Source organism: Chryseobacterium piscicola, from assembly GCF_900156685.1.
GTDB classification, from domain to species: domain Bacteria; phylum Bacteroidota; class Bacteroidia; order Flavobacteriales; family Weeksellaceae; genus Chryseobacterium; species Chryseobacterium piscicola.
Map to the genome: position 1 here is coordinate 84,076 of NZ_FTOJ01000011.1, position 15,199 is coordinate 99,274.

General features: G+C 33.0%; 13 protein-coding genes. All 13 read left to right on the plus strand.

Annotation, left to right across the window (positions count from 1 at the left end):
• The first annotated feature begins 121 nt into the window (after positions 1–121).
• Positions 122–1,192, plus strand: coding sequence for a formimidoylglutamase (locus BW939_RS14480; protein WP_076452730.1), 1,071 nt, complete (start codon positions 122–124; stop codon positions 1,190–1,192).
• Between the two features lie 69 nt (positions 1,193–1,261).
• Positions 1,262–2,269: a glycosyltransferase gene (locus BW939_RS14485; RefSeq protein WP_076452731.1), complete on the plus strand. Its 1,008-nt coding sequence runs from the start codon at positions 1,262–1,264 to the stop codon at positions 2,267–2,269.
• Between the two features lie 38 nt (positions 2,270–2,307).
• Complete coding sequence (locus tag BW939_RS14490) at positions 2,308–3,438, plus strand: glycosyltransferase family 4 protein (RefSeq protein WP_076452732.1); 1,131 nt, start codon at positions 2,308–2,310, stop codon at positions 3,436–3,438.
• A gap of 34 nt (positions 3,439–3,472) precedes the next feature.
• Positions 3,473–4,309 (plus strand): polysaccharide biosynthesis/export family protein, encoded by an 837-nt coding sequence (locus BW939_RS14495; RefSeq protein WP_076452733.1) that lies wholly within the window; start codon positions 3,473–3,475, stop codon positions 4,307–4,309.
• A gap of 1 nt (position 4,310) precedes the next feature.
• Complete coding sequence (locus tag BW939_RS14500; RefSeq protein ID WP_076452734.1) at positions 4,311–6,806, plus strand: exopolysaccharide transport family protein; 2,496 nt, start codon at positions 4,311–4,313, stop codon at positions 6,804–6,806.
• A gap of 296 nt (positions 6,807–7,102) precedes the next feature.
• Complete coding sequence (locus tag BW939_RS14505) at positions 7,103–7,996, plus strand: DUF6089 family protein (RefSeq protein ID WP_076452735.1); 894 nt, start codon at positions 7,103–7,105, stop codon at positions 7,994–7,996.
• Positions 7,997–8,003: 7 nt separating this feature from the next.
• Positions 8,004–8,753: a polyprenyl diphosphate synthase gene (gene uppS, locus BW939_RS14510; RefSeq protein WP_076452736.1), complete on the plus strand. Its 750-nt coding sequence runs from the start codon at positions 8,004–8,006 to the stop codon at positions 8,751–8,753.
• A gap of 28 nt (positions 8,754–8,781) precedes the next feature.
• Positions 8,782–11,319: an outer membrane protein assembly factor BamA gene (gene bamA, locus BW939_RS14515; protein WP_076452750.1), complete on the plus strand. Its 2,538-nt coding sequence runs from the start codon at positions 8,782–8,784 to the stop codon at positions 11,317–11,319.
• A gap of 2 nt (positions 11,320–11,321) precedes the next feature.
• A complete protein-coding gene (locus tag BW939_RS14520) occupies positions 11,322–11,861 on the plus strand; it encodes an OmpH/Skp family outer membrane protein (protein ID WP_076452737.1) in 540 nt (179 codons plus the stop codon).
• Between the two features lie 73 nt (positions 11,862–11,934).
• Positions 11,935–12,438 (plus strand): OmpH/Skp family outer membrane protein, encoded by a 504-nt coding sequence (locus tag BW939_RS14525; protein ID WP_076452738.1) that lies wholly within the window; start codon positions 11,935–11,937, stop codon positions 12,436–12,438.
• Between the two features lie 71 nt (positions 12,439–12,509).
• The gene (locus BW939_RS14530) at positions 12,510–12,995 is read left to right on the plus strand and encodes an acyl-CoA thioesterase (protein ID WP_076452739.1); all 486 of its coding nucleotides are present in this window, start codon (positions 12,510–12,512) and stop codon (positions 12,993–12,995) included.
• Between the two features lies 1 nt (position 12,996).
• Positions 12,997–13,857: a dTDP-4-dehydrorhamnose reductase gene (rfbD, locus tag BW939_RS14535; protein WP_076452740.1), complete on the plus strand. Its 861-nt coding sequence runs from the start codon at positions 12,997–12,999 to the stop codon at positions 13,855–13,857.
• Positions 13,858–13,867: 10 nt separating this feature from the next.
• Entirely contained in the window at positions 13,868–14,542 is a 675-nt protein-coding gene (locus BW939_RS14540) for a hypothetical protein (RefSeq protein WP_076452741.1), read from the plus strand.
• Positions 14,543–15,199 lie beyond the last annotated feature (657 nt).

The window sequence follows — 15,199 nt, forward strand, 5'->3', positions numbered from 1 at the left end:
TTACTATCACCACATAGCTATAAACATTTGTAACCGTAGTGGTTAAAAGATTTACTATAATTTCTTATACCAAAGTCATCTTATTTTAATATTTTTGAGGCTGTTAAAAGCAACTCGAAGCATGGATTTTGAAGATTTTATTATTTCGCCAAGAAATTTCAGAACAGAAAACTGGCAAATTGGGAACAAAATTACGAAAGAACTGAAAGAAGACAGTATTGTTTTACTTTTTGTGTCAGATTATCGAGGGGCAGAAGGTGAAGCAGAGATGCAAGATTTTACGCCGATTCGTAAAGAGTTTTACCAACTTTCTCAGTTTGATTTTGATATTCCTATTGTAGATTTGGGAGATCTTGTTTCTGGGAAAACAGTGGAAGATTCACATTATATTTTACAGGAAGTTTTATCGTCTTGTCAACAAAAAAGAGCGATTCCGATAATCGTTGGAGGTTCCAATGACTTTGCTTTTTCTTTATTTTCTGGTTTGAATTTTCATCAGCAAAACATTAATTATACACAAATAAGCAATATTATTTCGCTGAAACAAGGTGAAAGAATAAACGAACAAACGTTTTTAGGTAAAATTTTTGGTTCAAAAGATTTTTCAATAAAAAATTATCATCATTTAGGCTATCAGAAACATTTAAACGAAGCGGATTCTATTAAGTTAATCAAGGAAGTTGAGTTTGATATTGTACGTCTCGCTGAAATGATGAATTCTACAGAGAAAACCGAGCCTTTCTTCAGAAAAGCAGATCTCGTAACCGTTAATTGTGATGCAGTAGAAAGTTTTAGTGATTCTTTTTCTGTAAATCCGCAGGTAAATGGTTTAAACAGAAGGGAAATTTGTGCTTACATGAAAGAAATAGGGTTGAGTGAAAATTTAAAATCTGTAGGAATTTTCAATTATAATATTTATTCTGAAAATCAACTCAATCATCAGCTTTTGGCACAAATGATTTGGTATTTGATTGAGGGAATCAACATCCAGCGATCTCATCCGAAAGAAAGGCAGTACGAACTTTTTTATGTTTTGATTAATGATAGGCAATATGGTTTCAAACGAGATGTTTTCAGTAGTCTTTGGTATTTTGGTGATGATGATAATATAGAAAACTGTATTCCATGCTCAAGAAAAGATTTTGATGACGCCAAAAGAGGTTGGCTGAGTCCAAGATTTACTAAAGATTAGTTTTTGGCAACTGCGAATTTGCGCTATTTAGGTAATACAAAATGAAAAGCTCAGTGGTGGGTATTGGTTATGACGGATTTTTCAAAAACAAACACTGTTTCGGTAATAGTTCCAGTTTACAATGTAGAATTGTATCTGGAAAAATGTATTTTGTCTCTGGTGAATCAAACATTGCAAAATATTGAAATTATCATTGTTAATGACGGTAGTAGTGATGGTTCACAGCTAATAATAGACAGGTATGAAGCTGAATATCCTTCAAAGATAAAAGCTTTTACAAAAGAAAACGGTGGCTTAAGCGATGCCCGAAACTTTGGGATAGAACGAGCTTCTGGGGATTTTATAGGCTTTGTAGATAGCGATGATTATGTCTCTCCCACGATGTTTGAGGAAATGCTGTTTCTTGGAGAAAAAAACCAAGCGGAAATGGTTATCTGTAATATTCAAAAAGTTGATGAGTACGAAAATATTACTCAAAAGTTGACGCAAATCCCCAATATGCCAGAGAAAATTGATTTAGAAAGGCATTTTTCTGTTTTTTCAGATGTAAGTTATTTTGCTTGTAATAAATTGTTTAAAAAAGAGCTTTTTGAAACCAAAAGATTCAAAAAAGGAGTTCATTTTGAAGATATTCAACTCATTCCGCAACTTTTATTGGAATGTAAAACTTTAGCTCAGACTCAAAATTATCACTATCACTATCTGGAGCGCAGCAATTCAATTTCCAAAACACATACAGAAAAAGGTCTAGATATTTTGAAGGCTGTAGAAGATGTAGAATCTGCATTCGAAAAATCTCAGTATTCATCGAAGAGAGTTGAGCTAAAAAACTTTCAGATTTTAGAAGGAGTTTATACCTTTCTTGCTTATTTAGCATTTGTAAAAGATGATGCTACTTTTAAAATGATGAGTGAAAAATTGAGTCTTTTTATACAACAAAATGATATTAATTTTAAAGATATATTGATTTACAATCGTTTTGATAGAAATTATCTGTTATCTTTGCCTTTGAAAAAAAAAATTTATTATCTGCTTTACTTTAGTGGTTTTTACAAGGCTTTTAGAAGATTTATGTAAAAATTATCATTGATTTTAAGCATTCGAATACAACGAGTATGAAGAATTTCGAATTGTTCTTACAGCAAACAGGACTTCCCTTTTTTTATCTGAAAGTAGGTTTGGCTTTACTGTTTTCATTCATCATCACTTTTTTTTCTGTACCAACCATCATTAAAATTTCACGAAGAAAAAATCTGATGGATGAGCCAGGGCAGCGTAGTTCGCATCTAAGGAAAATCCCTAATCTTGGGGGAATTGCTATTTTTTATTCGATAGGAATTTGTGCTTCTATTTTCGCCCACGAAATTTTTGATCTCTATAAATTTCTCTTTGCATCACTTATTATTCTACTCTACGTTGGCGTTATGGATGATATTATGGTGATGAGGGCTTACAAAAAGTTGTTTGCTCAGATTTTGGTATCTGTAGTTCTTGTAATGGGTTCTGATGTAAGGATTAGAAGTTTTTTCGGCATTTTCGGCATTTATGAGATTAACTATTATTTGAGTGTAATTATCACAGTGGTTACTTTTATAATTTTAATTAATGCATTCAATCTTATAGACGGTATAGATGGTTTGGCTGGCGGATATTCTCTGCTTTGTAGTGCTCTTTTTGGTATAAGTTATTACCGCTTAGGAGAGTTCAATTATCCTTTGGTTATTTTATCAGTGTGTATTATAGGTTCTGTTATGGCGTTTTTGTATTATAATCTGTCGCATTATAGGTCTACAAAAATATTTATGGGAGATACAGGCTCCATGCTATTAGGATTTCTTTTGGCTTTTACGGCAGTTTGTTTTATTGATATTTTTATAGATAAAAAAATCCCAGGAATGCCACGTTATCATCTGAAATCTGCACCTGCGATTGCTGTAGCAATTTTGATTTTACCTATCGTAGATACCTTGAATGTTATCATTATAAGGCTAATGAACAAAAAATCTCCTTTCGAGGCAGATAAAAATCATATTCACCACAAGCTCATTAGGATGAATCTTACTCACAGGAGATCAAGTTTTTATATTGTCCTGTACTATCTTATGATTGTAGCTGTAGCTTACTATTTCAGACACATTGATGTCAATCAGCTTTTGGCTATAGTTTTGGCTCTAGGGTTTCTGGGAGCTTATCTTCCAGATATTATTTGTAAACTTCAAGAACAAAAAACACAATCTAAACTTTAAATTTCTATTTTCACAAATTAATTTTTATTCAGTAATGAAAAATTTGAATTATTATCTAATATTACTTTCAGCATTCTTTTTGTCGTCTTGTATTTCGCCAAAGGATGTGAAATATATGCAACCTAGCGAAAGTTTGGTCATCAATGAAGAAGGCTTAGTTCCCTATAATATTCCTATTTATAGAGTGACAAAAAACGATATTTTAAAACTAGATATTATTACTACTCCAAAAGGGGATGCTGCACAATTTTACTCTACACTTTATGCCTCAGGGGGAGCGGGAGCAAATGTCTCAGTGGCTGGTGGTTCGGGAAGTGGAGGAAATGCTATGATATATTTTACAGGATTGAAGGTTGAATCTAAAGGCGATATTAATATATTTGGAATAGGATATGTGAAAGCTGAAGGAAGAACAATTGAAGAAATCAGTCAAGAAATTCAGGAGAGAGTAAACGAAAATTTTCAAGAGGGAAAATCTGAAGTTCGTTTAAATACTGCAGGTATTACTTATTATGTTTTAGGAGATGTGGAAACTACAGGCATGACAGGCGAAAAAACAGTAATGAAAAATGTACTTACATTGTCTGAAGCAATCGCTATCAATGGAGGATTAAACAGAACGATAGATAGAAAAAATATAGAGATTCACAGAAAGTTGCCGGAAGGAATAAAAATCGCAAAAGTAGACCTTACAAGGCAAGATGTGATGAATTCACCATACTTTTATGTGCAAAATGGAGACGAGATTTATCTTACAACACGTGGTAGAAGTCTCAACGGATTTGGGAAAGACCCTGTACAGACGATTATAAGTGGAGTTTCGGTATTTACCACAGCTTTGTCGGTTTATTTACTTATCAAAAACCTATAATATGATTCCGGAAAGAGAAGTAAAAAAAGATAAGATTCAACCGAAAGAAAAAACAGGATCTTTCGCTATTTTTGATATTGAACATTTTATAAGAAGAGTTCTTAAAAATTGGTATTGGTTTGTAATGATGCTGATGATAGGCTACGGAATTGCCTATGTATATGGAAAATATTATGCACAGAATATTTTTTCGTCAAGTCTTTCGTTGAGTGTTTCAAACAATACAGCGAGTTATTTCACACCCAATCAGTCAATCAACTTTATTTGGGGACAAAACGGAAATCAAGATGGTATTTATTTAAAAAAAATGCTTCTTTCACGTACTCATAATGAGTTTTTAGTAAAAGAATTAGGTCTTTTTGTAAATTATAAAACAAAAGGAGTCATAAAAGCTACCTATCTTGATAAAGATGATTCACCAGTGTTTTTGGAGGTTGATAGGAAGCATTTACAGCAAGTAAATTATCCCATTACAATCATTCCTAAAACCAATGGTGCTTATGAAATTCAGCTTCCAGAAGAAGGTGAGTCTACAAGTCTTTACAACTACGAAGTTGAAGGATACCATAGCGTTGATAGCTATACCAGACCGGGGAACAAAACTGTAAAAGTAAACGAATGGTATACTACACCGAATCTTAGATTCAGATTGGTGCCAAATCCTAAAATTCAAGCAATAAAACTAGATAATATTATTGTAGAATTAGCAACTGTAAACGACGCTGTAAACGGGATTATAGGAACAATGTCTGTAGATTTTGATAAAGAAATTAATACCATTATGATTATATCTAAAACAGGCTATAATCTAAACAGTACAGTGAATTTCTTGAATAAATCTGTTGCAGAACTACAAAAGAAAAGATTTGCAGATAAAAATATTTTAGATGAAAATACGAAAGAATATCTTGAAGATAATCTAAAATCAATAAGAAGAAAGCTAGATTCTAGTGCACAAGTCATGAATCATCTGAAAACATCAGAAAAACTTTATGACATCAAAAACAGAGACGAGAAATCTCTTGAAAAAATTAAAGAACTAGATGCCAAAAAAGCAGATCTTGTAAGTAAACTTACTTCCTTAAACACAATTAGAAATAATGTAGATGGGCAGAATTTTGAAAAAATGATCAGCACTACTGCAGCAGGTTTTGAAGATGGTTTGTTCCAAGCTTCCGTTTCTGAAATGAAAGCTTTATATGCCAAAAGAAGAGATATGGCCAGTATTTATACGCCAAACTCAGAACCTATGAAAGAGATTAATAGGCTCATAAGTGAGGCGAGGGTAAATTCTAATGGAGCATTGAGGAATTACTACACAGTTTACACATCAGAGATTTCAAAAATAAATCAGCAAATAGATAATGCCAATATAGACTTGGATACTTATCCAGAAAAACAAAGAAAATATCTCGATGCTGAGCGAGGTTACAATATGATTGAAGCTACTTACAATAGTATCTTGTCAAGACAAAATGAAAGCCAGCTTAGATTAGCAACCAACAAATCAGACATTTCGGTAATAGACCCAGCGAAAAATCTCGGGCAAGGCCCAATTGGTCCCAATGTAGAAGGTACCAAATCTATGATTATGGGCGGTTTATTAGCTCTTCCATTATTATTTATTGGTATCGGAGCGTTTTTAGATACGAAAATCAGAAACATAAAAGAACTCTTGAGTGTTACCAAAATCCCATTACTTGGTGTGATAGGCAATAACGGTAACGGAGATACTATGCTTACGGTCTTAGAACAGCCAAAATCTTCAGTTTCAGAGGCTTTTAGAGGGATCAGAGCCAATATGCGATTTCTTTCAGGGGAAAATGATAAGAGTAAAGTAATTCTAGTAACTTCCTCAGTAGGAGGTGAGGGGAAGACTTATGTTTCCATCAACCTTTCATCTGTTTTAGGTCTTAGTGACAAGAAGACTATCCTTTTAGGAATGGATCTTAGAAAGCCAAAGATTTTTAATGATTTTAATATAGATAATAAATACGGAATCTCAAACTATCTTACAGGTGAGGTAGGAATAGAAAAAATCATCAACAAAACCAGAATTCCGAATCTTGATGTAGCTACATCCGGACCAATACCTCCCAATCCGTCTGAGCTTTTGATGAGCGAGAAGAATATGCAGTTTATTGATGAACTTCGTACAATGTATGATTTTATTGTAATAGATTCTCCTCCAGTAGGTTTGGTTGCAGATTCTTTTGAACTCATGAAGCATTCAGATGCCAATTTGTACGTAGTAAGACATGAATATACCGAAAAATACATGCTAAAAATGATTACAGAAAAGTATCATGATAATGAGATAAAGCATTTAGGATTTGTGTATAATGATTACAACACTAAACAAGGCTATGGCTATGGGTATGGCTATGGTTACGGATATGGTTATGGTTACGGCTATTTTGATGAAGATAAAAACTACAAAGAACCAATGCTCATCAGAATGAGAAACAAATTGCGGGAGTTTTTCAATAAAAAATAAATTCTAAACCCTCTGAAATGAGGGTTTACCTTTTTTGTCTTGAATTTCAGAATCAAAATATATACAAATTTTACTTAAACATATTATTTGTGAAAGAAAATAAACGAATTATAAAAAAAATTAAAAAGGCTGTAAAATAGCGTAAAAAGAATATTTTTAACATTTTGCCGTTTAGATACTAATTAATTATGTTTTTTTGTTTATTTTTAACTAATCATTAAGATTATCATTAATATAAAATTGTTTTATATTTGCAAAAATTAAAATTTAAAATAACCATAAATCCGTATTCTTTTATGAATAAAAAATTATTGATTAGCTTCCTTGCCATATTTACTGTAATGGTATCAGTGAAAGCTCAAAGAAACGAAGTGGGAATTCGACTTGGGATGAGTAATCTTGTTGGCGATGTTGGGAAAACAAACTATATTCTACAGAAGCCTTTGGATTTAGATAGAGCTTCAGAATGGGGGTTTCCTTTTTACGGTGGTTTATTATATAGGTTTAATTTTAATCCTTATCAAACTGTGAGATTAGACTTAGGTTACAACCAAGTACAGTTCAGTGATAAAGCTGCGAAAGAAGAATACAGAAGAAATCGTAATTCTTTCGGGAAAAATAATATATACGAAGCAAGTTTACTTTTTGAATATAATTTCTTTCCAGTGAATAATGAGCAACTAAGCATGTTGAGCCCATATATATTTGCTGGTTTTGGAGGTATAATGTTTGATGCTCCTAAGGCTACAGTAAAACATGATTACAGAAGAGACGCTAACGGGGTTGCACAAGCACCAATAGATGAACTTGATTTTGTAACTACAGTAGATTATTCATTAGGAAAAAAAATAGCACCAATTGTGCCTTTCGGTGTTGGTTTGAAATACAAATTCAATCACGGGTGGGGCATTTTTGCTGAAGCTACCTTCAGATTAGCAGTAACAGATCAGCTGGATCACAGTAAAGTTCTAAGAACTGATGTGAACTCAAGCTATAATGCAGAAATTTTAAGTCCTTCTACAGGAGGATCATTGCTTCAAACTGGAAATTATTTTATTGTTTCTAAAGAAAGAGAAGCAGAATTCATCAAAAACAGAAACATAGGAGATAGCGAATCAAGAGACTGGTTGAATACATTCAGCCTAGGTCTTACTTATTCATTCGGAAGACCTCCTTGTTATTGTGATTAATTAAATTATGTCGTTGATTAAAGAAAAAATAAACCCAGAAAAACTACCACAGCACGTTGCGATCATTATGGATGGTAATGGAAGATGGGCTAAATCTCGGGGAGAAGAAAGAACGTTTGGTCATAAAAATGCAATCGATGCAGTAAGAAATGCAATTAACGCTTGTAATGAAGTTCACATACCTTATCTTACCCTTTACACATTCTCATCAGAAAACTGGAACCGCCCCGAAGCCGAGGTAAATACATTGATGAGTTTGCTTACGGAAACTTTATTGCTAGAATCAGAAGAGATTTTCACAAAAGGTTTACGTATGCATGTTATAGGCAATATAGAAAAACTTTCTCCTTTGGTAAAAGATCAATTGATGAATGTGGTAGAACTTACCAAAGATAATACCAAAGGCAATTTGATTTTAGCCATTAGCTACGGCTCCCAAGAAGAGATTTTAAATGCTGTAAAGAAAATAGGTACCGAAGTAAAGGAAGGAAAAATTCAAATTGAAGATATTAACGAACAACTATTCGAAAATTACTTATATACAAAAAATTTCCCACCAGTAGATTTGTTGATAAGAACAAGCGGCGAAGTACGCATTAGTAATTTCTTGCTTTGGCAGATTGCTTATGCAGAACTGCAGTTTCTCGATATTCTTTGGCCAGACTTTACAAAAGATGTTTTCTTTCAATGTATTGTAAACTATCAAAACAAAGAAAGAAGATATGGTCTCACAGGGGAACAAATCAAAATCCAGTAAATTTTTAGAAAAGAAAGACTACGATAAAATGAAGTTTAGATTATTACCCATCATTATGTTTGCAGCCTCTGCACATTTTTATGGACAAGTAACACCACAAGACAGTACTGCTGTTAATACAAGCATTCTGGCAAATAATCAAGAAGGAGCTTACACTCTTAAAGATATTGTTGTGGATGGGGTAAAAAAATATACACCTGCTCAGATCCTGAGATTCACAGGTCTATCAAAAGGAGAAACAGTAGATATTCCAGGGCAAAAGATCAGTAACGGGATCAAAAAACTTTGGGATACACAGTCTTTTTCTGAGGTAGAGGTGTATGTAGAAAGTATTGAAGGACAAACTGTAGTTTTAAAATTTTATCTTCAAGATCTTAAGGAACTAGGAGAAGTTAAATTTACAGGAAAAGGAATTGGGAAATCAAAAAATGAAAAACTAGCTAAAGACAACAATCTAAAGCCAGGAACTAAAATTACCCAAAATCTTGTATCAAGTCTTAAAACTAATCTTCCTAAAGATTATGTAAAAAAAGGATTTGCAGACGCTAGTATCAGTATCCAAGATAAAGTGAATGCCAACGACCCTAATATGGTAGATTGGACGATTAACGTCGACAAAGGCAAGAAAATCAAAATCAGCCATATTGAGTTTGAAGGAAACACCAGTGTAACCGATGCTAAACTTAGAAAAAAAGCATTCAAAGAAACTAAACAAAAGAGATTCGGAATTGGAGGTATATTAAAATCTTCCAAATTCATCGAAGATAAGTATAAAGAAGATAAGCAAAGCCTTATAAGCTACTACAATTCTTTGGGCTACAGAGATGCTAAAATCGTTTCAGATTCTGTTTGGAGAAACAAAAAGAATAACTACGAAATCAACGTAAAACTTGCCGAAGGTAAAAAATATTACATCGGCGATATTAGTTTTACCGGAAATACCGTATACCCCACAGAATATCTTCAAAGAATCTTAGGATACAAAAAAGGAGACATCTACGATGCAGTTGGATTCAACAAAAAAGTGGGAGAAGATGGAGGTAAAGAAGATGATTCAGACATCAAGTCGATGTACATGAATAATGGCTATCTTTTCTCAAATGTTACTCCAGTTGAAAAATCAGTAAGTGGAGATGCTGTAAATCTTGAAATTCGTATTAACGAAGGCGAGCAGGCAACATGGAACCGTGTAACATGGGAAGGTAATACAACTACTCATGACCACGTTATCCTTCGTTCATTAAGAACCAAGCCAGGTGAACTTTTTAAAAAATCTGAAATCAAAAGAACTTATTTTGATTTGGCAGGAATGTCTTTCTTTGATCCTCAACAAATCGGACAAGACATCAACCCAAACCAACAAGATAATACCGTTGATGTAAACTGGAAATTAGTTGAAAAAGGATCTTCTCAGGTACAGCTTCAGGCAGGATATGGTGGTAATAGCTTTATCGGAACTTTAGGACTTACATTTAATAATTTCTCATTAAGAAATTTCCTTAAATTTAAAGACTTTAGACCTGTGCCTCAAGGAGATGGTCAAACTTTATCAATACAAGCTCAAGCTGGTCAGAATTTTCAGAACTACGGAGTGTCTTTTACAGAACCATGGTTGTTTGGTACAAGACCAACAGCTCTTTCTGTAAGTTTAAATAATTCAAGAGTAAATTACAGCCAATTTTCTGGCCCAGATCAGAGATTGAATATTTTCTCAGCAACAGTGGGTCTTAACAGACGATTGACATGGCCTGATGATTATTTCTCATTATATACTGGACTTCAGTTTCAAAAATATGATTTTAGCAATTATCCTTTTGAATTTGGAGCTTCTACAGAATTGTATGGAACAGCAAATAACTTAAGTCTAAACTTAGGTTTGAGCAGAAATTCAGCAGGAATAGATCCAATTTTCCCTACTATGGGATCAAATATTGAATTGTCAGGTAAATTTACGCCGCCCTATTCACTTTTCAAGAGTAAGAACTATGCTTCAATGACTCCTGTAGAAAAATATAAGTGGATGGAATTCTATAAAATTAAATTTAAAGCGGATGTTTACAACGAAGTTCTTGGTAAATTAGTATTGAGATCGTCTGCCGAAATGGGCTTTATGGATGGCTACGATAAAGCACTAGGAGCACCACCATTTGAAAGATTCTACGTTGGTGGAACTGGTCTTTTTGGAGGTAGATTTGATGGTAGAGAGCTTATTCCTCTAAGAGGTTATGAAAATGCTTCTACTTATGGTGGAACTTTAGATGATATTACCCCTACCGGCGGAGGTACTATTTACAATAGATTTACCTTAGAATTAAGATATCCAATCTCAATGAATCAAACGGCTAAAATTTATGCATTAACTTTTGCAGAAGGTGGTAACGTTTGGAACTCTTGGGCAGGCTATAACCCATTCCAATTAAAAAGATCAGTTGGTGTAGGGGTTAGAGTATACATGGGAGCCTTTGGTTTAATAGGTTTTGATTTTGCATACGGTTTCGATAAAACTGTATTAGGAACAGAACCTGCAGGTTGGAGAGCTCACTTCTTAATGAACCAATCTTTATAATTATGAAAACTTTAAAAGCTTTTATTTTTCTTTTCCTATTTGTTGCATTTTCATCTATAAATGCCCAAAAAGTTGGAGTTGTAGACACAGAATACATTTTGGGAATGCTTCCTCAATATAAAGAAGCAGAAGCAAGATTAAATTCGCAAATTGATACTTGGCAAAATGAATTGCAAAGTCTACAGTCGGAATACGAAAAGAAAAGATCAGCTTTTGAAAACGAAAAAGTTTTATTAATTGGTGACCAGCTCAGACTTCGTGAAAAGGAAGTTTTAGACCTTGAAAAAAATATCAAAACAACTACTAGTTTAAGGTTTGGTTCTACAGGAGAAATCAGTAAACTTAGAGCAAATTTGATGACGCCTTTTCAAGATCAAATCTGGGCAGCAATTCAAAAGATGTCTGAGAAAAATGGACTGGGCATGGTTCTTGATAAAACAGAAAACAATGTAATTTTCCTTCAGAAGAGAAATGACTACACCGATAAGGTTTTAGATATACTTCTAAAGGGATCAGACAAAGAAAAAAAGAGCAAAAAATAAATTCTTGTTGCAGTAGTTAACTTTTTACTATTTTTGCAATCAAAGAAAAAACAAAATTATCTATTTACCTATTATGAAAAAATTAAGTGTATTATTTGCAGCGATATTGATGATGGCATCTTTTGGTACGGCTAAAGCACAGAAAGTTGCTACTTTAGACGTCTTCGGAGTGCTAAACGCAATGCCCGATAAAAAGAAAGCTGATACAGATTTGAAAGCTTTTGCAGATACTAAAGAAGCTGAAATCAAGAAAAAAATGGAAGCAGCTCAAACAAAGTATGATCTTTATATGAAAGAAGCTCAAACCAAAACTGAAGCTGAAAACAAATTGAGAGGAGACGAAATGAAGAAACTTCAAGACGAAATCACTGCAATGCAGCAAAAAGCTCAAAAAGATCTTCAAGCTAAACAAGATGCGGCTTTCAATCCAATTGAACAAAAATTAAATGTAGCTATAGAGAAAGTATCTAAAGCTGGAGGTTATGAATTTGTATTAGATGGAAACTCAACTTCATTAGTTTACAAAAACGGTGCAGATATTACTGATGCTGTGAAAAAAGAATTGGCAATTAAATAATTTTTTTAATTTCAAATAATATAATGACCACCTTTATTTTTTATTAAAGGTGGTTTTTTTATTTTTGTGACATGGAAAAAGAAGTATCGACAACGGTAAAAGTGAGATTCAGCGATTGTGATCCAATAGGTCATTTAAATAATGTAAAATATCTGGATTATATGTTTAATGCAAGAGAAGATCACGTAGAAACTTATTACGGTTTTACATATGAAGAATACACAAAAAAAACAGGCTGTACCTGGCTTGCTGTTCAGAACGAAATCGCTTACTTAAGAGAAGTAAGATACAACCATCAAGTAGTAATTAGCAGCAAAACAATAGAAGTAGGAGAACGCACAGCAAAAGTGGAGATTTTAATGAAAAGTCTTGATGAGAAAACCATTCACGCTGTACTCTGGGTTACCGTTATCTATTTTAATATTAAAACCAGAAAATCCGAAAGCCATCCTCAAGATATTATAGAAACTTTTGGCAAATTCTTTGTCGATCTAGAGCAGAAAGATTTTCAGTCGAGAGTGAAATTTTTAAGAACCAAAAACGCAAAAAACTCATAAAATGCATAAAATAGCAGTAATCGGAAGCAACGGACAATTAGGAAACTGTATCCGAAAATTAGCATTCGATTTTGAAAGTAAATATGAATTTATTTTTACAGATTCAAAAACATTAGATATTACCAATAAAGACCAAATTGATGATTTTTTCTACGACAATAAACCAGAATTTTGCATCAATGCTTCTGCCTACACTGCTGTAGATTTGGCAGAGCAAGAGCAAGAAAAAGCATTCGCAATAAATGCCATAGCAGTTGGGAATTTAGCAGAAGTATGCAAAGAGTATAAAACCACGTTTATTCATGTTTCAACAGATTATGTTTTTGATGGCGAAACCAATCTAGACTATTGTGAAGAAGATTTTACTACACCAATAGGAGTTTACGGAGCTTCAAAAAGAGAAGGAGAAGAGTTGGCATTAGAAAATAATCCTCAAACCATTATTCTTCGTACATCTTGGCTGTATTCGGAATTCAATAAAAATTTTGTCAAAACAATGCTTAATTTATTTGAACAAAAACAGGAACTAGGTATTGTAGGAGATCAATATGGGCAACCTACCAATGCAAATGATTTGGCCGAAGCCATTTTGAAAATTATTGATACCAAACCAAAAACTTACGGAATATACCATTTTTCAAATTATCCTGAAACCACATGGTTAGAGTTTGCAAAAAAAATCGCAGAATTCTCAGGTTCTTCAGTGAAATTAAATTACTTAACTACCGAGCAATATCCTACACCTGCAAAAAGACCAAAGCGAAGCACTATGAATCTTGATAAAATCGAAAAGACATATCAAATTGAGCTAAAACATTGGGAAAATAGTCTTCAAGATGTTGTATCAATTCTTCAAAATTAATTTTAATTAAATGAGTAAACTTCAAATCCTATTTTTCATACTGATTTCCCAAATCGTCTTTTCACAAAATGTTTTTCTGAACAAAGTGGAAAAAACGAATAGTAATAATGATAAGCATTTATATTTGCTTTCAGAAAACATTCAGCAAGCTGAATATCTGGGAGAAATAGAAGTTCAAGGATTTTCAGATAACGATGCGGACGTATTTTCCGCAATTTACAAAAAAGCAAAAGATATTGGCGCAAATTCTTATACTATAAAACCTTTTGAAACAATTGACGGTTCCAATTCTAAATTTGATTCCAGGCATTATAGGTTAAATTTATATTATTTAAATAAAGATTTATATTGGAAAAAAAACGGCGCACTCTATATCTTCGCATCTTCGGCAAAAAACCAAAAAATAGCTGTCAACAAAAAAGATTATATTTTATCACCACGGTCTTATCTTTCAATTCCAGTGATAGCGGGAGAAGTTTATACGATTTCCACAAAAAAAATTTTTGGTTCAACCATTAAATTTCAGGTGAAAAATCAAAGCACATCCTATTATTTTAAAGCCACATCATCGAATATTAAAGCAGACGACTCGGGAGTTGGAGGGCTCAATCTAAAATCAGGAGACATCATAGGACTCGAAGAATCATTTGGGGATTTTCTACGAACCATTTATTCTAAATACTAAAATGAAAATACAGAGAATTATCACTATATATTCATTTATCAATTTTATTATTTTTAAAAAAAATCGATAACCTATCATCTCCTTTCCCACCTCCGACCTCAAAAAATGACAATTGATCACCGCAGGAATTTGCATTTTTTTTAAGAGCCGGGAACCCGCTGTCCGCTGTATCTTTTGCTCTTCGTTCCTCATCACAAAAGGATGCCGCTACCATCGGGGCTATAAAGAAGATTTATTCCTAAAACACGATCCAGTAAACAAACCTTTTTGGTGGTTCCCACAAAACATTTTCTTTCTAATCTAGGCGCAGCACTATATAAAAGAATCCATATTTTGATATCTAGTATTATAGATCGCATTTTTTCAAAATCAAAATTTCATTAGAGACTTTTCATTTTATCATTTTGCAATATTTAAAACCCGAAAAGATTCAAATGTAAACTAAAAATTCGCATAGCTACTTTAACAAAAAAAGATTTAGGGGAACACAAGTTTCATCTCTATATATAAAGCAGCATTTTATTTTAGTAAAAATTTTGTTTCGGATAATATAATACAGGCTCAAATGATGCAGTATATTCTATTATTATTTCATCACAAGACGCTAAACCCGCCCAGCTTCTCCTATAAAAAGCAAAAAAAACCTTTTTTTTAAAC